Here is a 21,337-nt window from a genome sequence, read left to right as displayed (position 1 = left end):
TTATACGGTAGATGCAGGTTATAAAGATACCTTTTCAATCTGTAGAAATTCTGAGGCTGTCAAAGACACGGTTTTTCTACCTTTAAGCATGGCTTTTGTCAAACATCTAAAACAAGTGCAGGTTAAGGAATGGGGTTCGGACCTTCTTTCCCTGTTTTATCCTGAAGCGTGTCCCGGTTGCGGAAAAACCCTGTTGAAAGGAGAAAAACCGCTATGTCTGCCATGCCGTCTTCATTTGCCGAGAACAAATTTCGAATCGCTCACAGACCATCACGTTTCCAGGATATTTTGGGGAAGGCTACAGGTAAACCGTGCCATGGCCTACCTCCACTTTGAAAAACACGGCATCGTTCGTCGGTTGGTTCATAGCATCAAGTACCATAACGATACGACCCTCGGTCATTGGCTTGGCCGGGAAATGGGACATGCATTAAAGCAGGCCGGATGGCAGGTAGACGGAATATTGCCCGTACCACTCACACCGGAACGGCACAAAAAAAGAGGATTTAATCAAAGCCGCTGTCTGGCAGACGGCATGGCTGAAACAATGATGTGCGAAATTTATGACGGGCATATGCAAAGGATCACCGGTGCCAGAAGTCAAACACGTAAATCCAGGTTCGCCCGTTGGCAAAATGTTGAAGATGCCTTTGTAGTAAACGATCCTGATCCACTCATCAACAAGCATATCCTTCTGGTGGATGATGTTGTAACCACCGGTGCGACCCTGGAAGCATGCGGACAGGTTTTGCAACGTATTCCCGGATGCACAATCAGTATTGTCACCCTGGCATTTACGCATCAATAACTTCTTACACGGACATTCTCAAATTGACTACTTTTGCACCATGACTATTGAGATCGTCAAATCAAAGATCCATAAGGTAACTGTGACGGAAGCGAACCTGCACTACGTAGGAAGCATTACCATTGATGAAGACCTTATGGATGCAGCCAACCTCATCGAGAACGAGAAGGTTCAGGTGCTGAATATCAATAATGGTGAACGTTTGGAAACATACGTCATCAAGGGAGAAAGGGGTAGTGGAGTGATCTGTATGAACGGACCGGCTGCCAGAAAAGTAACCGTTGGTGATGTGATCATCGTCATATCGTATGCCCAGATGCTTTTTGAAGATGCAAAGAAATTCAAGCCCAGTCTGATCTTCCCGGAAACAGCCACCAACAGACTTACCTGACCCCTTGTCACAGAAACGCATCCTGAATGTTTTAAAGTACCTGGTTTTCCTGGGAATTGGCTTCGGGTTACTGTGGTTTGTTACGCGTAATCAGGACCTCACCCGGATGAAGAATGAGCTGATGGGTGCACGGTGGAACTGGGTGATACTCTCCATGTCCGTAGCGATACTGAGTCATGTTTTCAGAGCCGCCCGATGGAATATGCTCATCAACACCATGGGGTTCTCCACAAAACTTACGACCACCTTCCATGCAACGATGTCAGGGTATTTTGCCAATCTCATCGTACCCCGATTGGGTGAGGTAACCCGCTGTGGCATCCTGGCACGTAAAAACGGCATTCCTATTCAAGGTCTTCTGGGTACCGTTATCGTGGAACGTGGTCTGGATTTGCTTTCCCTAATGCTGATCACACTCTTCACTATTCTTTTTCAGATCGGAATACTTTCGGATTTTCTGAACCAAAATTTATTTGATCCGCTACAGCAACGCGTTGCCGACAACACCTCTTTTATCTGGCTGGCTTTGGGGGGTGCAGTGGTCCTGTTAGTGGCCTCAGGTTATTTGATAAAAAGGTCGATGCATCGGATGCGCCAGCGTGGCGGTGGTCTGTTCTTCAAACTCAAACGCATATGGGTTGGTTTTACCGGAGGTATGAAGACCATCAAACGAATGAAGAACAAAGGATTGTTCATATTATACACCTTGCTGATATGGGTGTGTTATTATCTCATGGTCTACCTGTGTTTCTTTGCGCTGGATGCCACAGAGCATCTATCCGTCGGAGCAGGATTCACCACCCTTGCCATGGGTAGTTTAGGTATCGTTGCCCCGGTACCCGGAGGAATGGGTACCTATCACTATATTGTTAGCCTTACCCTTACCGAAATATACCTGGTGGCGGAAAGTTCCGCGGTATCATTTGCATACCTGGTGCATTCTTCCCAGACTTTGGTTATTCTTGTGGTTGGTGCGATTTCATTATTTTTGCTGACCATCAAGAGCAAAACCCTTAAGGCCAGTTGAATTTTACCGAAGGCATACAAAAAGCCATGTTTGCACAGGCCGGCCCGGAACTGACGGCACTGATAAACCTGTGGAGAAAAGAAGGAGCTAAGATCGTTTTCACGAATGGTTGCTTTGATATTCTGCACACCGGACATATCCGTTATCTCATGGCAGCTGCAGGGAAGGGAGACAAACTTATTGTAGGCCTTAATTCTGACCAATCGGTAAAAAAACTAAAAGGAGAAACCCGGCCCGTTAATAAGGAAGAAGACCGGATGTTGTTGATGGCCAGCCTGAGGTTTGTAGATGCCGTCGTACTTTTTTCCGAGGATACGCCCCTGAATTTAGTTACATTTATCCTCCCCGATCTTCTGGTAAAAGGTGGAGATTATACCGAAGATCAGGTAGTTGGCGGTGATATGGTAAAGCAACACGGAGGACAGGTAGAGATCATTCCCTTTGTGGATGGTTACTCAACCACCGCAACCATAAACAGACTATCCACGTTAAAGCGACCATGAAAAAGCTTACCGTATATCTTTGTTTAGCAAGCTTTCTTGCTCTTGTTGGCTTTAATTCGTGCAAAAAAACGATCCTTTTTCCCTCAAAGGCAGGATTAAAAAAGAAACTGAACGGAAGTTGGGAACGGATTGAAATTGGCAATGTTGGTTCCATACAAAAGTGGACTTTCAATGATGAGCAGGTAGTTATTAATACAATTGTAGGAGTTCCATATCCGGATTCCAGCACATATGTACTCCAAGCAGGACTCAGCAAAGCCTATATTACTTTTGAGGATTTCGGCCAATTTTGGTTGAATGAGCGCTTCCAGATCATGCAACTAAATAAGGACATCCTGGTTATCTATTACAATTCGGGGGTCAACGGTCCATATACTGCAGAATTCAAAAAAATAGAATAATACAGGCATTCCTTGGCCAAGGTTAAGACTACCTTCTTTTGTCAGCAATGCGGAAACCAATCCGCCAAGTGGCTGGGTAAATGCCCCAATTGCCAGGAATGGAATACCTATGTAGAAGAGGTCGTTGAGAAAACGAAGTCAGGTGAAACCTGGCGTGACGAAAAAACCAAAGCAAAAGCCCTTCCACTTTCCGAAGTAAATTATATCTCATTCCCCCGCATAAAAATCGCGGATCCGGAGCTGGATCGGGTGCTGGGTGGCGGAATGGTTCCCGGATCAGTCGTACTCGTTGGCGGTGAACCTGGAATTGGCAAATCCACCCTTTTACTTCAAATGGCATTGCGCATGCCGGAACACAAGGTATTGTACGTTTCAGGCGAAGAAAGTCAACTACAGATCAAAATGCGGGCGGAAAGGATGCCCTGGAAAAGTACGGATTGTTTCATACTTGCTGAGACGGATCTGAATGCCATATTCAGCCAGGCAAAAAACATCCGTCCGGACCTGGTCATCATCGATTCCATTCAAACGCTCACCTCATCTTCTATAGATTCTTCCGCCGGTTCGGTTTCCCAAATCCGCGAATGTACCGGAGAACTCCTTCGGTATGCGAAAGAAAAGGAAGTACCGGTTATCCTGATCGGCCACATCACAAAAGACGGGCAACTGGCAGGACCCAAAGTGCTGGAGCATATGGTGGACACCGTACTTCAGTTTGAGGGAGACCGCCATCATGCCTACCGTATCCTGCGTGCCATGAAAAACCGGTTCGGCTCCACCGCGGAGATCGGCATCTATGAGATGAAATCTTCCGGGATGCAGGAAGTCGCCAATCCATCCGAAGTACTCATCAATCGGGGAGAAACCTCACTCAGTGGAACTGCGGTAGCTGCGACCATTGAAGGTATCCGTCCCCTCATGATCGAAGTACAGGCCCTTGTTTCAAGTGCGGTATATGGTACCCCCCAACGGTCGTCCACCGGTTTTGACCTTCGCCGTTTGAACATGTTGCTGGCCGTGCTCGAGAAACGCTGCGGCTTCAGGTTGGGAATGCAGGATGTGTTCCTGAACATTGCAGGCGGTATTCGTGTGGATGATCCCGGAATTGACCTTGCGGTGATTGCCGCTCTGCTTTCATCTCACGAAGACATTCCTGTCTCTTCCGATCTTTGTTTCGCAGCAGAGATAGGTCTTACCGGTGAAGTCCGGCCTGTCCCACGAGCCGACCAACGCATTGCCGAGGCACAAAAACTAGGCTTTCGCCAGATCATGGTGTCAGGTTATTCACGTAAAGCATTGGAAGGACAGCACACCGGTATTGAGGTGATCTTTGTGAATAAAGTTGACGAAGCCTTCACACGCCTGTTCGGATAAAACCGCTATAACCACTCAAATCATTACCTTCGCGACTAAAACCGGAAGCGATGGAATACCATTTTCAGGACATTGAAAGAAAGTGGCGTAAGTACTGGAAAGAAAACAATACTTACCGGACAGTCGAAGATACGCAGCGCGAAAAGTGCTATGTACTGGACATGTTCCCATATCCTTCCGGTGCCGGCTTGCATGTCGGCCATCCCCTGGGCTATATCGCATCGGATATTTATTCCCGCTTCAAGAGGATGAAGGGATTTAACGTACTTCATCCCATGGGCTATGATGCCTTCGGTCTTCCTGCAGAACAGTATGCAATCCAAACGGGACAACATCCCGCAGTCACCATAGAGAAAAACATTGAACGATACCGTGAGCAGATGGACCTGCTTGGTTTCTCCTTTGATTGGGACAGGGAAGTCCGTACGTGCGATCCGGCTTATTATAAATGGACACAGTGGATCTTTATCCAGCTGTTCCATCACTGGTTCAACAAAGACACAGGAAAGGCTGAACCCATTTCGACCCTCATCACAACCTTCGGGCAATCGGGCAACCAAAATGTACATGCATCTGCCGGACCCGTCGCCAAGTTTGATGCAGACCAATGGAAGGCCATGTCGGAGGATGAACAAAGAAAAATCCTTCTGAACTACCGGCTTGCCTATCTCTCCGAAGCGGTGGTCAACTGGTGTCCGGAACTGGGCACCGTGCTTGCCAATGATGAAGTTAAAGATGGGCGATCAGAACGCGGAGGTTATCCCGTGGTACAAAAGAAAATGAAGCAGTGGAGCCTGCGCATCACCGCCTATGCCGAACGCCTTTTGCAAGGACTTGATGAGGTAGACTGGAGCGATGCCCTGAAAGAAATACAACGCAACTGGATTGGCAAGTCCCACGGAGCCAACATCTTTTTTCACGTGGAACAATCCGATGCACGCATCCAGGTCTTCACCACCCGCCCCGACACCATCTTCGGCGCCACCTTCATGGTGCTTGCCCCCGAACATGAACTGGTGGCAAAGATCACCACAGACGATCAAAAAGCGGAAGTAGAAAATTACATCGAACAAACCTCGAGGAAGACCGAAAGAGATCGCATGGCCAATGTGAAAACGGTTAGCGGATGCTTTACCGGAGCCTATGCCATCAATCCCTTTAACAACGAGAAGATCCCTGTTTGGATCGCGGATTATGTGCTCGCCGGGTATGGCACCGGTGCCATCATGGCCGTACCCTCGGGTGACGAACGCGACTGGCGTTTTGCAAAACACTACAACCTGAACATCGTTCCCGTGATCGAAGGCCAGAATGTGGATGAGTGCGCGGAAGAAAGCAAAGACGGCGTCCTCATCAACAGCGATTTCCTGAACGGCATGAAAGTGCAGGAAGCCATCAAAACGGCTATTAAAAAGATTGAGGAGCTGGGGATCGGCAAGGGAACCATCAACTATAAATTGCGGGATGCCGTATTTGGCAGACAACGTTATTGGGGTGAACCCATTCCCGTGTACTATAAGAATGGAATTCCCTACACGGCAGATGAAGACGAACTCCCTGTGGTACTTCCCGAGATCACCGAATACAAGCCCACCGAAAGTGGCGAGGCTCCGTTGGCACGCGCCAAAAACTGGAAATATAAAGGCGAGTTCGCCTACGAACAAACAACCATGCCGGGATGGGCAGGCTCCAGCTGGTACTGGTTGCGCTATATGGATCCTGGAAATGAAAACCATCTCGTTGCATCGGAAAAAGAAAAATACTGGCAGCAGGTAGATCTGTACATTGGCGGTTCTGAGCACGCCACGGGTCACCTTTTGTACTCGCGTTTCTGGAATCATTTCCTGCATGACCTGGGTGTTGTTTCGCATCGGGAGCCTTTTAAAAAACTGGTGAACCAGGGGATGATCCTGGGTGTTGCTCATATGGTTCACTTTAATCCGGATACAAAGACCGCATACTCATACGATTTGGTAAAGTCAGGGAAACACGAAGGAGCATTGATCACAACCTATGCCTTGATTGACCATATTCAACAGGAGGTTCTGGATACGGAAGCTTTCAAGAACTGGAAGCCCGAAATGAATGATTATACATTTGTATCCAACGATGCAGGCGAATTTTTGTGCGAGAGTGCAGTAGAGAAAATGTCCAAGTCTAAGTTCAATGTTGTGTCTCCCGATCGCAACCCGGAGACCGGCAAAGAAGGGATTGTGGAACGCTACGGCGCAGATACCCTGCGCTTGTATGAAATGTTCCTGGGGCCTTTGACAATAGCCAAACCATGGGACACCAAAGGCATTGAAGGAACCTTTCGTTTCCTTAAAAAGATGTGGGGACTTTTTTACGACAGGGACGGAAATGTCCTCCTGGAAAATGGAGAAGCGACGAAGGATGAACTGAAGGTTCTCCATAAAACGATTAAAAAAACCGAGGACGACATCGAACGCCTGTCGTTCAATACAGCCGTCAGCCAGTTCATGATATGTATCAATGAACTGAGTGATCTGAAATGTAACAAACGCAGTATTCTGGATCCCCTGATCAGACTGGTCGCACCCTTTGCCCCTCACATCGCCGAAGAGCTATGGCAAACACTCGGGCATAAGGAAAGCATTTGTCATGCCGGATTTCCGGTATGCGACGAAGCCTACCTGGCTGATGATACCGTTACTTATCCGGTATCATTTAACGGGAAAACACGGTTCACCGTGGAATTGCCGGCGGATCTGAGCCCGGCCGATATCGAGAAGGAAGTAATGGCCATGGAAAGCAGTGCCAAATGGCTTGATGGCAAGCAACCGCGGAAAGTGATCGTGGTACCCGGTAGGATCGTAAATGTGGTGGTCTGAACCGCTACTTCACCCTGTCATATAAACTTTGGAACGGGTTTTGCGTTATCATAAGGCGTATGACCCATCCGATAAAATATATCTTGTTGGCTACAGCCCTGGTGTTGCAATCCATGACAGCAGGCGTAGGTACGACAGCACCGGAAAAGGTATTCCGGCAGGTTGATTACCGCCCGTTCAAAGTTGGGGAGCAACTGAAGTACAGGGTACACTATGGTTTTGTGGACGCCGGTGAAGCCCAATTAGAAGTAAAGGGACTTCAGAAGATCGGTAACCGGACCTGTTACCAGATTGTAGGTTCAGGCAAGTCACAAGGTGCCTTTGATTGGTTTTTCAAGGTCCGGGACCGCTATGAAACCTATATGGACACCGTGGCCCTTTTCCCATGGGTGTTCATTCGTCGCGTGAATGAGGGCGGTTTTAAGCTGGAGCAGGACTACATCTTCAACCACTTTAAGAACAAGGTAAAAAGCAAACAGAAGGACACCGAATATGAGGTTCCGGACAACGTGCAGGACATTCTTTCCGCATTTTATTTTGCCCGCTCCCTTGATTTTTCACATGCCACAAAAGGCGATGAATATGAAATTCCCACGTTTATCGACGAAGAATTATGGCCGTTCAAAATAAAATTTGTCGGACGGGAGACCATGAAGACCAAACTCGGCACCATTAAATGCCTCAAATTCAACCCTGTTATTCAGGTAGGACGCGTGTTTAAGGCTGAGGAGGATCTAACGATCTGGATCTCGGACGACCCTAACCACATTCCCATCCGTTTGCAGGCGGAAGTGCTCGTAGGTTCTATTAAAATGGACATTAAAAGCGTGAAAGGAGAAGCCTATCCGATGGCTATTATCCAGGATTGAATTCGGGGTCCTAATTAGCTTTACGGGTGTTCGGAAACAATACCTGTGATTGAATCTAACGCATTTTTTTTCTTTGTCCCTTTCGATAATTTCAAGAACATAGTTTCTTTGTATCATACCATTCGGAAACCATCCGGATGAGTTGCGAGGCTCTTAATTAATTATATATATTTATTGTACAGAGGCGGTGCGGTATTCTGTTTCGTCAGCGGGCATGGCGAGCGGAAGTTTAAGTAGCATATCCTTTAAACATGACTGAATTAAACAGGTTGGCATGCTAAATCTTAAAAGCGTAATTACACAATTAAAGCCAAAGGAATATCTGAAGTTTTGTGCGGGGCTTGAAGAGAACAATGCGAACAACTATCTGAAGCTGGTGGAAGTCTATCGCAACAGCGATGAGAATCCGATGAGCGATGAAGGAATCAGGAATCAAATGGAGCTATCCTCCACTGCCTTCCATACCATGAAATCGCGGCTTTATGACAAATTGCAATACTTCCTGTATCTGCAGTTTGAAGGTCCGGGTGAAGAACTCCGGCTAAAACTGGATGCACTTCCCAAGCTGATATATACAAGCAAGATCCATCCACACATTGCCATGGCTATCATGGAACACATGGCGGTAGTGTTGGAGGAAAGGAGTATGCCGCACGAGCTTATCAAGGTGTATGATGCTTTAAGAAGGATGCACCTTCAAAGTCCGAAATACTATGATTACTCCAGGTCATACAACCGGCAGATGGCCTATTCAGTTGCGTTGGACAAAGCGTATAGCCTGACGCTGGAGTTTAGCAGGAAATTGGGAGAATTCAGCCTGTCCCACGATCCCGAGACCGGGGAATTCGTGCGCACCCTTCGTCAGGAAATTAAAAACCTGTCGCGTGTGTATGACTCCCACAGGCTTCGTTATTATGAGCGTCTTACGGAGATATCCTATACCCTATTCTTTCCATTGAAGGATCATCGGGAAGAGGAAGAAGCGGTTGACGATATGCTTAAAGAATGCAAGACCTTACCGGAAAAGCATCCGAATGATCCATTGTATGAGGCATCACAACCATTGGTATCGTACCTTTCATTCGAATTTTACCGCTTACACAAGTTGCATAGCAAGGCACAGAAAAAACTGGATGAACTTCAGGAAAATGTGCTCGATCTACCCAGACTCACATCCCTTGGCTGTACATCATTTTTCTTTATGTCCAAGCTGCAATGGTATAAATCCCAGGGTATGCTAAGGCAGCTTCCAAGGGAGAATAACCAATTACAACGTGACGGTTGGGATCCGGAATTACTGGACCATATCACCTACGCCCACTACATGATCTACATGGCTGCCACGGAATACTTCAACGGCAAGTACGTCCACGCGGTCAAGCATCTGAATAACCTGCAACAAAATGTGATGTTCAGGAACATGATGCATGCAGAGATCGAAGTCAAGGCCTTTACCATCCTATGTTTGTGTATGGCCAGGAATTTCGCGGAAGCCAAGGACCAGATCAAAAGCCTGGCGACCAAATTGCGCAATCATAACCTCACCAAACGCTACGCACACGTAGTGGTATTGATGAAGTTTTTCCGCATCGCGATCAAACGCACCATGGTGAAGACCCGGTACTCAACCATCAAACTGGTTGAATACCGAGATCAGTTCATCAAACAAAACCAAACGGTGGATGCCGTACTTCCTTATGTCAATTGGGAAGATGAGTACATCATGAAACGCATCACCATGTCAACCAAACAAACGGTTAACAGGTTATAACCGGACGCTTCCCGTATTCTTTCTATCCCTCACATCAGAGCTCATGTGTGAGTTGGCAACCCGGTAAAAATCTGTTGTAGAAGCTTAGACGTTCGTCATTTTCCTTGGCAAGCCATTCATTGCATACCATAACATCCGGTGCAGGCTTCTCACCCCTCAGTACTCGGATCATCAGCTCGCCCAGTTGTGTTATATCCTGGCATATTTCCACATGCGTAGCCAAATTTTCAGCCTGGTATAAACCCGCTTTGATCAAGGCAATCTCTTTGTCAGGATGTATCAGCCAGATCTGACTGTATTGTGGTTTGGGAACACGTTGACCCCGACGACCCATTTGGATCATTGTTTTCATTATGGAGGTATTAGGAATCGAAGGGGCCACAAAGTTGTACCGTGGCCCCCTGATTGGTTTACGACCTAAAGTTAGCTTGCTTGAATCAGGCAGGGAGATAAAGTAAGGCAGATTCTTTCACAGGTAATAAATCCTTGAGGTTATCCGCAATTTAACACCCTGTGACATGCACCGTGAGTCCAATAGGAAACATACCATCAGGTCTTGCCTTGTGAGCCAACAGGCTTGGGCAACGCAATCACGAATACTGTTCCTTTGCCTTCCGAAGTTTCGAACCAGATAGAACCACCGAAGCCTTCGACGATATTTTTAACCATGGCCAGTCCCAATCCCATACCACCGGTTTTCGTGGTAAAATTCGGAACAAATATCTTATCCAACTGATCTCTGGGAATGCCACTGCCATTATCCCTGACCTCTATGATCCACTGTCTCCCTTCATCCTCAAGGACTACTTCGATCTTGCCCGCACGGTCTTCCGGTATGGCCTGAATACCATTCTTAATTAAGTTATTGAATACCCTAACGAGCTGATCCTTATCGGCAAATACCCTGGCCTCTCCTTTCGTTCTGTTCATGTAAACGACTTCCACCTGCTCTGATTCCTCAAACAAACGGGTGGTGTTGTCAAGCAATCGGGACAGATCAATGTCCTCATTTTTCTGAACAGGCATTTTGGCGAAATTGGAAAATTCCGTGGCAATGGTCGACAAGGTCTCGATCTGCTCGATCATGGAGCGAGTGAAGTTCTTCAGGCGTTCTTCACGGTCCGGCGCCTTGTCTTTCCAGGCACGTTCCAGGTGCTGGATACTCAGCTTCATGGGCGTAAGAGGATTCTTGATCTCATGGGCCACCTGTCTCGCCATCTCCTGCCAGGCGCTTTCACGTTCCGATTTTTGTAACTTCTCAACACTGCTCGCCAGTTCTTTGATCATGCGGTTATACTCCCTCACCAATCCGCCAATCTCATCATTAGAATTCCACTCAATGGGTTCATTGGAATGGCCCAGTTTGATCTTACCGAGTTTCACCTGGATCATCTGCAGCGGCTGTGTGATACGGCTTGCCAGCAACCATGCCCCCAGCAGCGTAAGCATAAGCAGCAAGCCATAAATGTTGATCAACGTGGCCATGAATGACTGTACGCTTCTTTCTATTTCATTCTTCTTGGCAAAATAGGGCAAGCTCAGATAGGCCATCAATTCATTGTTATTGTTCCGGAATGGCACATAGGCGGCAAAATATTTCAGTTTACCCACATTCTCTTCCTGCACGAAATCTGCCTTCTGCCCTATCACCATTTCCGCATAAGCCCGTGGATCCATCTTTCTTGCAATCAATCCCTGATCAAAAAGATTCTGACGCGATGACGCGATGAGATTCCCGTTCTTATCAAACAGGTTGATGTCCGTAAAGAAGACGTTTGAGAACCGTTTGAGCACATAGGTCACGTAGGACTCCATGCCTTGTGCAATATCCGGGCTATCGCCCAGTTTGTTCTCCATTTCTATCAGAACAGAATTGATCCTTTCCCTTATGTTCTGATAATTGGCGGTATTGTATTGTTGGTTGATATAATAGATCGTACCTGCGCCTACCACCGTTAAAGCAAAGAACAGAATAAGCATAATATATAGTTGAATCCGGTTCTTGAAGTTCAGCGCCATCAGGTTGATCTCAAGCGGCAGGAATCCCACAGTGGCAAGCAATGCAGCAAAGAGCGAAAGGAATACAAACAGATATGAAAAGAGTGAGGAATGGTCCAGGAACTGCTTTTGCTTTCCACTCACAACCGTCACCTGATCCCCGGTTACTTTGAATACATGCCTGTATCCACCCATAAGTAAAGTTACTCCGTCCTTTGGATTCTTCAGGAATGAAGAAACGGTGAGGTTATAAGGAAAGTCGCCACGATGATCCACCAATGATCCGCCGCGGTATTGCGCATAGGAAAAGTTCTCGAGTTTATTCCGTTTTTTGATCTCGCTGTTGGATGCGTCTATGAGCAATTCCGGGTATCCGATCCCTTTTGGAATGATCTTCGCCTTTAATTCGATATATAAACTTCCCGGACCATTGGTCGCAAGCATATTATTTCCATATCTGAAACGAGCCAGATAGGCGCTCCGATCCGTGGTGCCCTCGATGCGGAACAGCCGGTCTGACAGGTCAGTAGAACGACCGTCCAGGTTTATTCTCCGATCCAGAAGTTGCATTTGCGGCTCCTCGGAAGAACGGCCATTTGACTTATCATTACGGTGGAGAGGAAAGAGATATACGGTCACCTCATATTTATCCCAATATCCGCTGAAATATTTCTGAATGACCCTATCCTTTACTTTGTCCTCATTCCGGAGATCCGGTCTCGTAAAGTATTTCCTGATCTCCTCATCATCCAGAATTCTGTCTTCCTGCTGTGAGAACAATACTTCTCCGATATGATCCGGCTCCTCTGCAAGTGCGCTTGCAAGGTATTCCATGTTTTTCTTCTCATTAAAGCCGTTGTACTTCGACAGCAAGTGGGAGGTGAGCAGGGCAAACAGCAATACGATCACAATCACGTTACTAAAGCGGTAGGTTTTGCCCGGAACCCGCCTGAAATATCCTGAAACGGGAATGATCAGCAACGGCCACATCATCATGATCAGGTCAGCAACACCTTTGAAATGCGAAACCACGACATATGCCCCGGAGGCGATAAGGTAAGCCACCAACAATCTTCTGGTTGTCTGACCGGTGATCCGACCACCGGTACTGACCAAACCATCACTGACATACCTGATCACCGAAACGAACCATTTGTCTGCCAGAAGCAAAAAAGAGAACAGGAGTAAACCAATGGAAACAAAGCCTATATAGCTGTATGCATTCAATGAGAATACATCATTCAGGTTCATGGAAACTTTGGAATGTTCCACCAATCCGCGGATAAGGTCAGTGATAAACCATCCGTAATAAAACAGCAGAAAGAGCAATCCCGTTGCTACGGAGACCTTTAATACAACGTTGGACCGGACATTTATCGCCTTCATGTGAATGCGCTTATTCACCACCACGGCCAGGTAGAAGAGGATGCATACGTTAATAAAAAAATCACCAAGTGACGGAAAAAAGGAAGAGGCGGCATAGTGGGTCGGACTGAAGATATCCAGTTCGTATAACCCGGCAGGGAACTTCACTTTCATCATCAGGTGTCGGAGTATCAAAACCGTACCCATGAGCAACAATCCGGCCCAGAGATCTCCGATATTTCCCGCCATCACTGCACACTCTTTCTCCAGATAAAGCAGAATAAACAACAATCCTATCACAGCTAAAATCACGGGCAATGTCCTACCGGCTCCGGTAGGCTTGGGGTCTTTGGCAATGACCAACGAAAGCAGGAACCTGTCTTTGTTGTCTTTAATATCCCGGAAAGACATGGTCTCCTGATGGCCGAGGCTGCTTTCCTCAGGCAATGCATAACTTTTGTGGAAACGGCTTTCAAGATACCGGTTACGATAGGGGTAATCATTTTTGATCAGCAACAGCCCTACCCAAACGCTGCGGTTATTTCTTGAGAGACGAACTTCATACCATCCATTGTCCAGTCGGATCAATCCTTCCTGTGTAAAAGGGCTTTTGGAATGGATGGTGGGAAAGGTAGCGGAGATGCTGCTCCAGAACTGCAGTGTATCCCATTTATAACCCAGGATAACAATACCATGCTCACGGTATAGCCTGTCCATATCAGCCTGGACATGAATCATCAGACTATCAAAGTTCTGCTGGTTGCCAGGCCGCGACATTTGGGAAAGGACACCATCCAACACATCTTCATTGTGATGCAACGTCTCCTGGAACTGTGATGCCTTTTGTTGCTGATAGTATTCCCGTCCCCGGTATAAGTCCACCAGGATGGTAGCCACAAAAAACAGGATGGAGATCAGCAGGTAAAAAAAACGGTTCCTTACAATGGCCCGTAACTTATTCATGGCATGTGGTTAGACACATGCTAAGGTACGCCAAAAAAACCCAATGAGAAGGCACCGGCACACCGGTACCAAGATGCGCTCGTGTATTACAATCAGGAATTCAATGCCTCGGCACCACCCACGATCTCAAGGATCTCCGTGGTGATGGCTGCCTGTCTGGCCTTGTTGTAGGTCAGCTTCAATTCTTTCAGCAGATCCTTGGCATTGTCGGTAGCCTTATGCATGGCCGTCATTCGTGCACCATGTTCTGCTGCATGAGAATCCAGGAGGGCTTTGTAGAACTGCGTTTTCAGAGATTTCGGGATCAGCTCATTTACAATGGAAGCTTGATCCGGCTCAAAGATGTAGTCTATAGAAACAGCCTTTGTATCCGCATCCTCAGCTTTAGGTGGCTGAGCGGGTAGGAAGGGTTCTACCTGAACAACCTGACTGGCTGCATTCATAAATTCGTTGTAAACAAGAAATATCCTGCCGTACTTCCCTTCCAGATACCACTGCATCACCTTTCCGGCAACTTCAGACACATGCTGGAAGTCGAGGTTGTCGTATAATTCATCGTACTTGCCGGCATGGTTCAGAGAAGACTTCTTGAAGAAATCCGACGCCTTTTTACCGATGGTAAGTATTTCCACATCCGTGGCACTGATATCCGCGTAGTCCTTGCGTATCGTGCTATTCACACGCTTGATGATGTTTGCATTGAACGCACCGCACAATCCACGGTTGGATGTGATCGCAACAAACAGCACTTTCTTTGAACCGTTTTCCGCAGAAAACGGCGAATTGCTTTCACCCTCCAGCGCCGCACTCAGGTTCCACAGCATTTCCTGCAACTTGGTAGCATAGGGCCGCATTTGTACAATGGCATCCTGCGCCCTTCTCAGCTTAGCCGCCGACACCATTTTCATGGCACTGGTGATCTGCTGTGTTGAGCTTACCGAGGTTATCCTGGTCCTGACTTCTTTTAAACTGGCCACCGCTGGTTAGGTCTTGGTAGGGTTAATATTTTGCGGACAATTCGTTGGCCACCTTCTCCATAGTTTCCACAGCCTCGTCAGACAACTTACCTGACTTCAGATCTTTCATCACGGCACTGTGTTTCTCTTTCATGAACGAGAGGTATTCTTTCTCAAACTCACGCACCTTATTAACCGGTACTTTTTGCAGGAGACCTTTGGTACCGCAGAAGATAATAGCGATCTGCTCTTCTACTGTCAGCGGAGAGAATTGTCCTTGTTTCAGGATCTCCACGTTGCGTGCACCTTTGTCCAGTACAGATTTGGTAGCAGCATCGAGGTCGGAACCGAATTTGGAGAAAGCTTCCAGCTCACGGTATTGTGCCTGGTCAAGCTTCAATGTACCGGCAACCTTTTTCATCGACTTGATCTGGGCATTACCACCCACCCTCGATACGGAGATACCTACGTTGATGGCAGGTCTCACACCTGAGTTGAACAGGTTGGACTCAAGGAAAATCTGACCGTCGGTGATGGAAATCACGTTGGTTGGGATGTAAGCGGATACGTCACCGGCTTGTGTTTCGATGATGGGAAGTGCGGTCAATGAACCACCGCCTTTTACTTTTCCTTTCAACGACTCTGGCAGGTCATTCATGTTGGCTGCAATTTCATCAGAGTTGATGATCTTGGCTGCACGCTCAAGTAAGCGTGAGTGAAGGTAGAATACGTCACCGGGATATGCTTCACGACCTGGAGGTCTGCGAAGGAGAAGAGATACCTCACGGTAAGATACCGCTTGTTTGGACAGATCATCATAAACGATCAGGGCCGGACGACCGGTATCCCGGAAATATTCGCCGATGGCCGCACCGGTAAATGCAGAATAAAGCTGCATAGGTGCGGGGTCAGAGGCCGAAGCGGATACCACAACCGTATAAGGCATGGCACCATTGTCTTCCAATACCTTCACTACGTTGGCAACGGTAGATCCTTTCTGACCGATGGCCACATAGATACAGAAAACGGGTTGACCGCTTTCATAGAATTCTTTTTGATTGATGATGGTATCGATGGCCACGGCAGACTTACCTGTCTGACGGTCACCGATGATCAGCTCACGCTGGCCACGACCGATGGGGATCATGGCATCAACAGCCTTGATACCGGTTTGAAGCGGTTCGTTAACCGGCTGTCTGAAGATCACACCGGGCGCTTTCCGTTCCAGGGGCATCTCATAGGTTTCACCCTGAATAGGTCCTTTACCGTCGATGGGTTCACCGAGGGTATTGATCACACGTCCGCACATGCCATCACCTACCTTCACAGAAGCGATAAGGCCGGTACGACGGGCCACATCACCTTCCTTGATCTCCTGTGAACTACCCAGCAGGATAGCTCCGACGTTGTCTTCTTCGAGGTTCATCACGATCCCTCTGACACCGTTCTCAAATTCGATCAGTTCACCGGACTTCACTTTGGATAACCCGTAGATACGGGCAATACCGTCACCTACCTGCAGTACGGTGCCAATTTCTTCCAGTTCGGATTCGGTCTTGGCGCCGGCAAGCTGTTCTCTCAGAATATTAGAAACTTCGGCTGGTTTTATTTCAGGCATGGCATGAAAGTTTTAAAACGATGCGTTAAAATTCCGGCAGATAGGGATTTTCACTGAAGGCTTTCTTCAATTCCTTCAACCGGTGAGCGACACTGGCATCATACTGTTTGTCGCCAAATTTAATGATGAAACCGCCGATAAGTGACGGATCCGTTTTCTCAACGATTTCTATGTTGGAACCGGCTGTTTTACCGATGATGGACAGGATCTTCTTTTTCATATCCTCATCAAGTGAAACTGCTGCAGTTACTTCTGCGGTAATGATCCCTTTGTATTGTTTGTAGAGGAATACGAAATGTTCTCCGATCATTTCCAGGAGAGCCTCCCTTTTATTTTGGGTCATCAACCTGATGAAAGCGAGGGTCACCTTATTCACCTTACCATTATATATGGTCTCAAGAACCTTCCACTTACGGTCGGTTTTAACGATGGGGCTTTTCAAGAGACTTACAAGGTCCTTGCTATCGTGCAACGACTGCCCGATCATACGCATATCCGCATACACTTCCTCCAGCACCCCCTGATCTATGCTCAGTTGGTAGAGAGATTTTGCGTAACGGTTGGCTGCCCTTGATCCGTGCATGGTTGACTTAGTTAAGGTTCACCTCATCAATGAGGCTGGAGTTCAGGTTGCGTTGTTTCTCTTCGTCAGAGAGTTCATTCTTCAGAATCTTTTCCGCGATATCGATCGAGAGCGTGGCCACCTGGTTTTTCAACTCGGTGATGGCGGCCATTTTTTCATTCTTGATAGATTCCCGCGCACCCTGAACGAGGCGATCGGCTTCTTCTTTCGCCTTGGTTTTGGCATCCGCAATGATATGGTCCTTCATCTCCCGGGCCTCTTTCAACATAGTGTCCCTTTCAATGCGCGCTTCCTGCAGCAACTTTTCGTTGGCAGATTGCAGGTTGGCCATCTCTTCACGGGCTTTATCCGCCTGCTTCAAGGCATCTTCAATCGAAGTTTCTCTCTCTTTCAGAGCGCCCAGGATGGGCTTCCAGGCAAATCTTTTCAGGATGAACATCACGGTCAGAAAAGAGACCATCATCCAAAAGATCAGACCTATTCCAGGTTTGATGAGTTCCATACGAATGTATTATTGGTTTCTTAAAGATTCACAGGAACCTATAAGAAACGTTGGCTGAAAACGAACTTAGTTCAATACAACGAGCAGGCCAATAACCATGGCGAAGAAGGCAGCACCTTCCACCAGAGCGGCAGTCAGGATCATATTGGCACGGAGATCATTGATGGCTTCAGGCTGACGAGCCATAGCTTGCAGTGCATCACCACCGATGCGACCAATACCAATTGCAGCACCGATAGCTGCAACACTGGCACCCAGAGCTGCCACACCTTGACCGAGACCTACCTCTAACATTTCGACTAACATATTCAATTGAATTTAGGGTTTAACAAAATCTGATTAATGATGTTCTTCTTCTACCGCCATGCTGAAATAGATGGCAGACAGCAATGTGAAAACGTATGCCTGGATAAATGCAACAAGCAATTCCAGCATAGACATGAATATGGTAAAGATGAGGGAGAACACGCCCGTTCCGAAACCGGCTGCTGCTCCTTTTTCACCGAAAATAAAGATCAGTGCAAAAAATGAAAGTACGATGATGTGTCCCGCCGTGATGTTTGCAAACAACCGCACCATAAGCACGAAAGGCTTCAGGAACAAACCCATGACCTCGATAAGGGTAAGGATGGGCAGGATCGCTACCGGAACACCCGGCATGGCCAGAACGTGTCTCCAGTAATGCGAATTTCCGTTGATCGTTGTGATCACAAAGGTGATAAGGGCCAGTGTCATGGTCACCTCAATGCTTCCTGTCAGGTTTGCACCGAAGGGAGCAATCGGAATCAGACCCATGAGGTTATTGATCCATATAAAAAAGAAAACGGTGAGAAGGTAGGGCATGAATTTCTCATACTTTTTCTCACCGATGCTGGATTTCGCAATGTCGTCCCTCACAAAAATAATGATGGGCTCGATCAGCGACTGCAGGCCTTTGGGCGCAGCACCCTTTCGCTTTCGATAGGCACCCGCAATATTAAAGAAGATAACAAGCAGAAGGATAAGGCTTACAAACAGCGCTGCGGTATTCTTGGTGATGCTGAGATCCCACAAACCAGCGCTGGCTTCTTCATCTACGTTCCCCTCTGCATCCACGGCAACAATGGAGTTGCCTTCGAGTTTATAGCGGTCATCAACGATGCCATGGTGAAATTTACCTGACATAAAAACGGAAAGACCCTTGGCTTCGTCGTAAATTATAATGGGGAGAGGAATGGTGATGTGTTCTCCTTTCCAGGTCGCGATGTGCCAGTCATGTGCATCACCAACGTGACCCATGATCATTTCACCTGCATTGAATTTCCCCTCACCGTGCCCGCCTTCGGAGGCGAATGCAGAATTGCAGAGGGACACCATCCCGGCCACTAAAATGACCAGAATCCTGAAAGCGTTGCCAATCCTATTTTTATTCATCTAGCGCAATGCTTTTCACACCAAATATTACGAGGGGGTGCCGAAAAACGACCGCAAAGCTATTGATTTATGTTGATTAAAAAAATATTATTCCCAAGGAAAGTACGGATGTACACCGGGTTTTTTCGGCAGTTGGCAGTATAAGTTCCGCGAATGGAATTTTTCAGCCGACCTATGACTTTCTCATGGCGTTCATGAGGAAGGTTCTTTCAAGGGCTGCAAAGAGAATATAGCAGGCGGCGAACAGGATGATTACATCGGCAGTATACGCCTCCCATCGCCATAAACAAACGAAGAGCAATCCGAAATAGGCTCCCAGTTTCATAACGCTGGTGACCATGAATGCGCGGATGAAGCCGTTACCTTCCTGGTCGCGGGCCCTGATCATGCGGTATCCGGACCACAGACCGACAGCCATAAAATAAAAGATAATGGGTATGCCCCGGTGCCATTCCAGCCGGTCTCCTTTTAAAACGTTGCTTCTGATGAGCCATGCCACGCCGGTAAAGATCACGGTGGTCAGCACCACACGTGTTGCATACTTCATGAATCTTTCCTGCGCGGTCATCGGGTGAGTTGTTTGATCAGATAATATAAGGCCAGGGCTGTTGAAACGATGGCAGCCACCGCGGTGATCCAGTTAATCCGGTTTTCAAAATGCTTGTCCAATGCGTGCCCGCCGAATGTTCCGAGCAGGATCATGGCTACAGCCTGAAATGCGATTCCTGAATAACGGGCGTAAGCTTCGAACTTAGTGGCTTGCGAGGGCGGCTTGTTTTTCTTTCCTTCCGGCTTCTCCGTTTCCTTGGCCATTCATATGAATTTGGGGTTTTTCCTTACCCATATTGCATGTTCCGGTCACGGTAGCACCTGGCTCAATACCCAGTTTACCCGTGATAATATCTCCGTCCATTTTGGCGGTAGCCTTCAAAAGCAGCAATTCCACCACGGTGATCTTTCCTTTGATGGATCCGGTGATATCTGCATTCTGGCAAGTGATCTCACCTTGCACCATACCGGTCGGGCCTACCACAACTTTACCTTTGGAATGGATGGAACCGATCACCGTACCATCTACCCGAAGATTGCCATTGGATTTTACTTCACCTTCAATGGTGGTACCTTCTCCGATCTTATTGTGTAGGTTATCTACTTCGGTAATTTTTGCCATGGATATCTATTTATGAAACCCACACGGATTTCCATTAAAGACAAATATAGCGATTTTGACTGTTTTAAATGTGCGTTTCGGTATTCCTTACCCAGAAACAGTTTCCTGAAGGGACGGCCATGTTCACACCAGATGATAAAGGTCCTGAACAGGAACTTCAAGGTATGAAGATATTTCCCAGGCTTCTTCAAAGGTAGGCTGAGATCGGTTGCTCAGGATCTCATCCAGACGATCCGGTTGAATGCGCACATTCTCCTTGAGATTCTGCACGGCCAGCCGTGTTCCTTCACGACGCATACCCAGATAAAGTTTGACGTTATTGCGGATCTGGGTATAGGAGATGGTGTTCATGGTCTTATGGTGTTACGCTGGTTAAAAACACGCCTCAAATGTAAGCATGTGTTTCAAATCCAGCAACAGGTAGTTTCGAACAAACAGGTGTTCACTCATCTGTATTTCACCATATGAAAAACGCCTTATACGCCGGAGTAGTTACCATACCTGATCAAAGCCGATTACAAACGGCTACACAGAAATGTTCATTCCGGTATTGGAAAAAAATAATACTTTTGCACTCCTCATGGGGCATTAGCTCAGCTGGCTAGAGCGCTACAATGGCATTGTAGAGGTCATCGGTTCGACTCCGATATGCTCCACCAGAAAGGCAAAAAATAAGGGTTTGACAGGACTTAGACCACTTGCTTGAGGCAAGCAGTCAGAGTCCTATTTGGCTATATTTATATCCTAATGTCAAACCCTATGACCATCTCTC

Annotated in this window: 21 protein-coding genes and 1 tRNA gene; 10 read left to right on the top strand and 12 right to left on the bottom strand. The window is 47.3% G+C overall.

The window, feature by feature from the left end; translation table 11 throughout:
* Positions 1-88 precede the first annotated feature (88 nt).
* The 9 genes from KDD36_08015 to KDD36_07975 all read left to right on the top strand — a co-directional run bounded on the left by KDD36_08015 (position 89) and on the right by KDD36_07975 (position 9,996).
* The gene (locus tag KDD36_08015; protein MCB0396582.1) at positions 89-808 is read left to right on the top strand and encodes a ComF family protein; all 720 of its coding nucleotides are present in this window, start codon (positions 89-91) and stop codon (positions 806-808) included.
* Positions 809-848: 40 nt separating this feature from the next.
* Complete coding sequence (locus KDD36_08010; protein ID MCB0396581.1) at positions 849-1,199, top strand: aspartate 1-decarboxylase; 351 nt, start codon at positions 849-851, stop codon at positions 1,197-1,199.
* 4 nt (positions 1,200-1,203) lie between these two features.
* Positions 1,204-2,226, top strand: a complete 1,023-nt coding sequence (locus tag KDD36_08005; GenBank protein ID MCB0396580.1) for a flippase-like domain-containing protein — start codon at positions 1,204-1,206, stop codon at positions 2,224-2,226.
* Positions 2,223-2,729, top strand: a complete 507-nt coding sequence (gene rfaE2 / locus KDD36_08000) for a D-glycero-beta-D-manno-heptose 1-phosphate adenylyltransferase (protein MCB0396579.1) — start codon at positions 2,223-2,225, stop codon at positions 2,727-2,729. Before KDD36_08005 ends, rfaE2 begins: the two co-directional genes overlap by 4 nt.
* Positions 2,726-3,130, top strand: coding sequence for a hypothetical protein (locus KDD36_07995; protein ID MCB0396578.1), 405 nt, complete (start codon positions 2,726-2,728; stop codon positions 3,128-3,130). Before rfaE2 ends, KDD36_07995 begins: the two co-directional genes overlap by 4 nt.
* A gap of 12 nt (positions 3,131-3,142) precedes the next feature.
* A complete protein-coding gene (gene radA / locus KDD36_07990; GenBank protein ID MCB0396577.1) occupies positions 3,143-4,504 on the top strand; it encodes a DNA repair protein RadA in 1,362 nt (453 codons plus the stop codon).
* 50 nt (positions 4,505-4,554) lie between these two features.
* Positions 4,555-7,356 (top strand): leucine--tRNA ligase, encoded by a 2,802-nt coding sequence (locus tag KDD36_07985; protein MCB0396576.1) that lies wholly within the window; start codon positions 4,555-4,557, stop codon positions 7,354-7,356.
* 59 nt (positions 7,357-7,415) lie between these two features.
* The gene (locus KDD36_07980) at positions 7,416-8,225 is read left to right on the top strand and encodes a DUF3108 domain-containing protein (GenBank protein ID MCB0396575.1); all 810 of its coding nucleotides are present in this window, start codon (positions 7,416-7,418) and stop codon (positions 8,223-8,225) included.
* 274 nt (positions 8,226-8,499) lie between these two features.
* On the top strand, positions 8,500-9,996 hold the full coding sequence (locus tag KDD36_07975; GenBank protein ID MCB0396574.1) for a hypothetical protein: 1,497 nt from the start codon (positions 8,500-8,502) through the stop codon (positions 9,994-9,996).
* A 34-nt stretch (positions 9,997-10,030) separates the two neighbouring features.
* On the opposite strand, the gene KDD36_07970 is transcribed toward KDD36_07975, so the two are convergent.
* The 12 genes from KDD36_07970 to KDD36_07915 all read right to left on the bottom strand — a co-directional run bounded on the left by KDD36_07970 (position 10,031) and on the right by KDD36_07915 (position 20,916).
* Positions 10,031-10,348: a hypothetical protein gene (locus KDD36_07970; protein MCB0396573.1), complete on the bottom strand. Its 318-nt coding sequence runs from the start codon at positions 10,346-10,348 to the stop codon at positions 10,031-10,033.
* Between the two features lie 197 nt (positions 10,349-10,545).
* Positions 10,546-14,322 carry a GHKL domain-containing protein gene (locus KDD36_07965; GenBank protein MCB0396572.1) on the bottom strand — a complete coding sequence of 1,259 codons (3,777 nt, stop codon included), beginning with the start codon at positions 14,320-14,322 and terminating at the stop codon, positions 10,546-10,548.
* A gap of 92 nt (positions 14,323-14,414) precedes the next feature.
* Entirely contained in the window at positions 14,415-15,299 is an 885-nt protein-coding gene (gene atpG / locus KDD36_07960) for an ATP synthase F1 subunit gamma (GenBank protein ID MCB0396571.1), read from the bottom strand.
* Between the two features lie 22 nt (positions 15,300-15,321).
* Entirely contained in the window at positions 15,322-16,896 is a 1,575-nt protein-coding gene (gene atpA, locus KDD36_07955) for a F0F1 ATP synthase subunit alpha (protein ID MCB0396570.1), read from the bottom strand.
* Between the two features lie 25 nt (positions 16,897-16,921).
* Complete coding sequence (atpH, locus tag KDD36_07950) at positions 16,922-17,479, bottom strand: ATP synthase F1 subunit delta (GenBank protein MCB0396569.1); 558 nt, start codon at positions 17,477-17,479, stop codon at positions 16,922-16,924.
* Positions 17,480-17,486: 7 nt separating this feature from the next.
* Positions 17,487-17,981, bottom strand: a complete 495-nt coding sequence (locus tag KDD36_07945) for a F0F1 ATP synthase subunit B (GenBank protein MCB0396568.1) — start codon at positions 17,979-17,981, stop codon at positions 17,487-17,489.
* A gap of 66 nt (positions 17,982-18,047) precedes the next feature.
* On the bottom strand, positions 18,048-18,287 hold the full coding sequence (gene atpE, locus KDD36_07940; protein ID MCB0396567.1) for an ATP synthase F0 subunit C: 240 nt from the start codon (positions 18,285-18,287) through the stop codon (positions 18,048-18,050).
* A gap of 33 nt (positions 18,288-18,320) precedes the next feature.
* The gene (gene atpB, locus KDD36_07935; protein MCB0396566.1) at positions 18,321-19,394 is read right to left on the bottom strand and encodes a F0F1 ATP synthase subunit A; all 1,074 of its coding nucleotides are present in this window, start codon (positions 19,392-19,394) and stop codon (positions 18,321-18,323) included.
* A 172-nt stretch (positions 19,395-19,566) separates the two neighbouring features.
* Positions 19,567-19,962, bottom strand: coding sequence for a hypothetical protein (locus KDD36_07930; protein ID MCB0396565.1), 396 nt, complete (start codon positions 19,960-19,962; stop codon positions 19,567-19,569).
* Entirely contained in the window at positions 19,959-20,207 is a 249-nt protein-coding gene (locus KDD36_07925) for an AtpZ/AtpI family protein (protein ID MCB0396564.1), read from the bottom strand. The genes KDD36_07930 and KDD36_07925 overlap by 4 nt, the downstream gene beginning before the upstream one ends.
* The gene (locus tag KDD36_07920) at positions 20,146-20,565 is read right to left on the bottom strand and encodes a polymer-forming cytoskeletal protein (protein MCB0396563.1); all 420 of its coding nucleotides are present in this window, start codon (positions 20,563-20,565) and stop codon (positions 20,146-20,148) included. The genes KDD36_07925 and KDD36_07920 overlap by 62 nt, the downstream gene beginning before the upstream one ends.
* Positions 20,566-20,688: 123 nt before the next feature.
* Positions 20,689-20,916 (bottom strand): hypothetical protein, encoded by a 228-nt coding sequence (locus tag KDD36_07915; protein MCB0396562.1) that lies wholly within the window; start codon positions 20,914-20,916, stop codon positions 20,689-20,691.
* A 231-nt stretch (positions 20,917-21,147) separates the two neighbouring features.
* Here KDD36_07915 and KDD36_07910 point away from each other — a divergent pair.
* A tRNA-Ala gene (locus tag KDD36_07910) sits at positions 21,148-21,224 on the top strand.
* Positions 21,225-21,337 lie beyond the last annotated feature (113 nt).

The sequence above is a fragment of the Flavobacteriales bacterium genome, assembly GCA_020435415.1.
Lineage (GTDB): Bacteria > Bacteroidota > Bacteroidia > JACJYZ01 > JACJYZ01 > JACJYZ01.
This window is presented reverse-complemented; position numbering and strand designations above follow the sequence as displayed.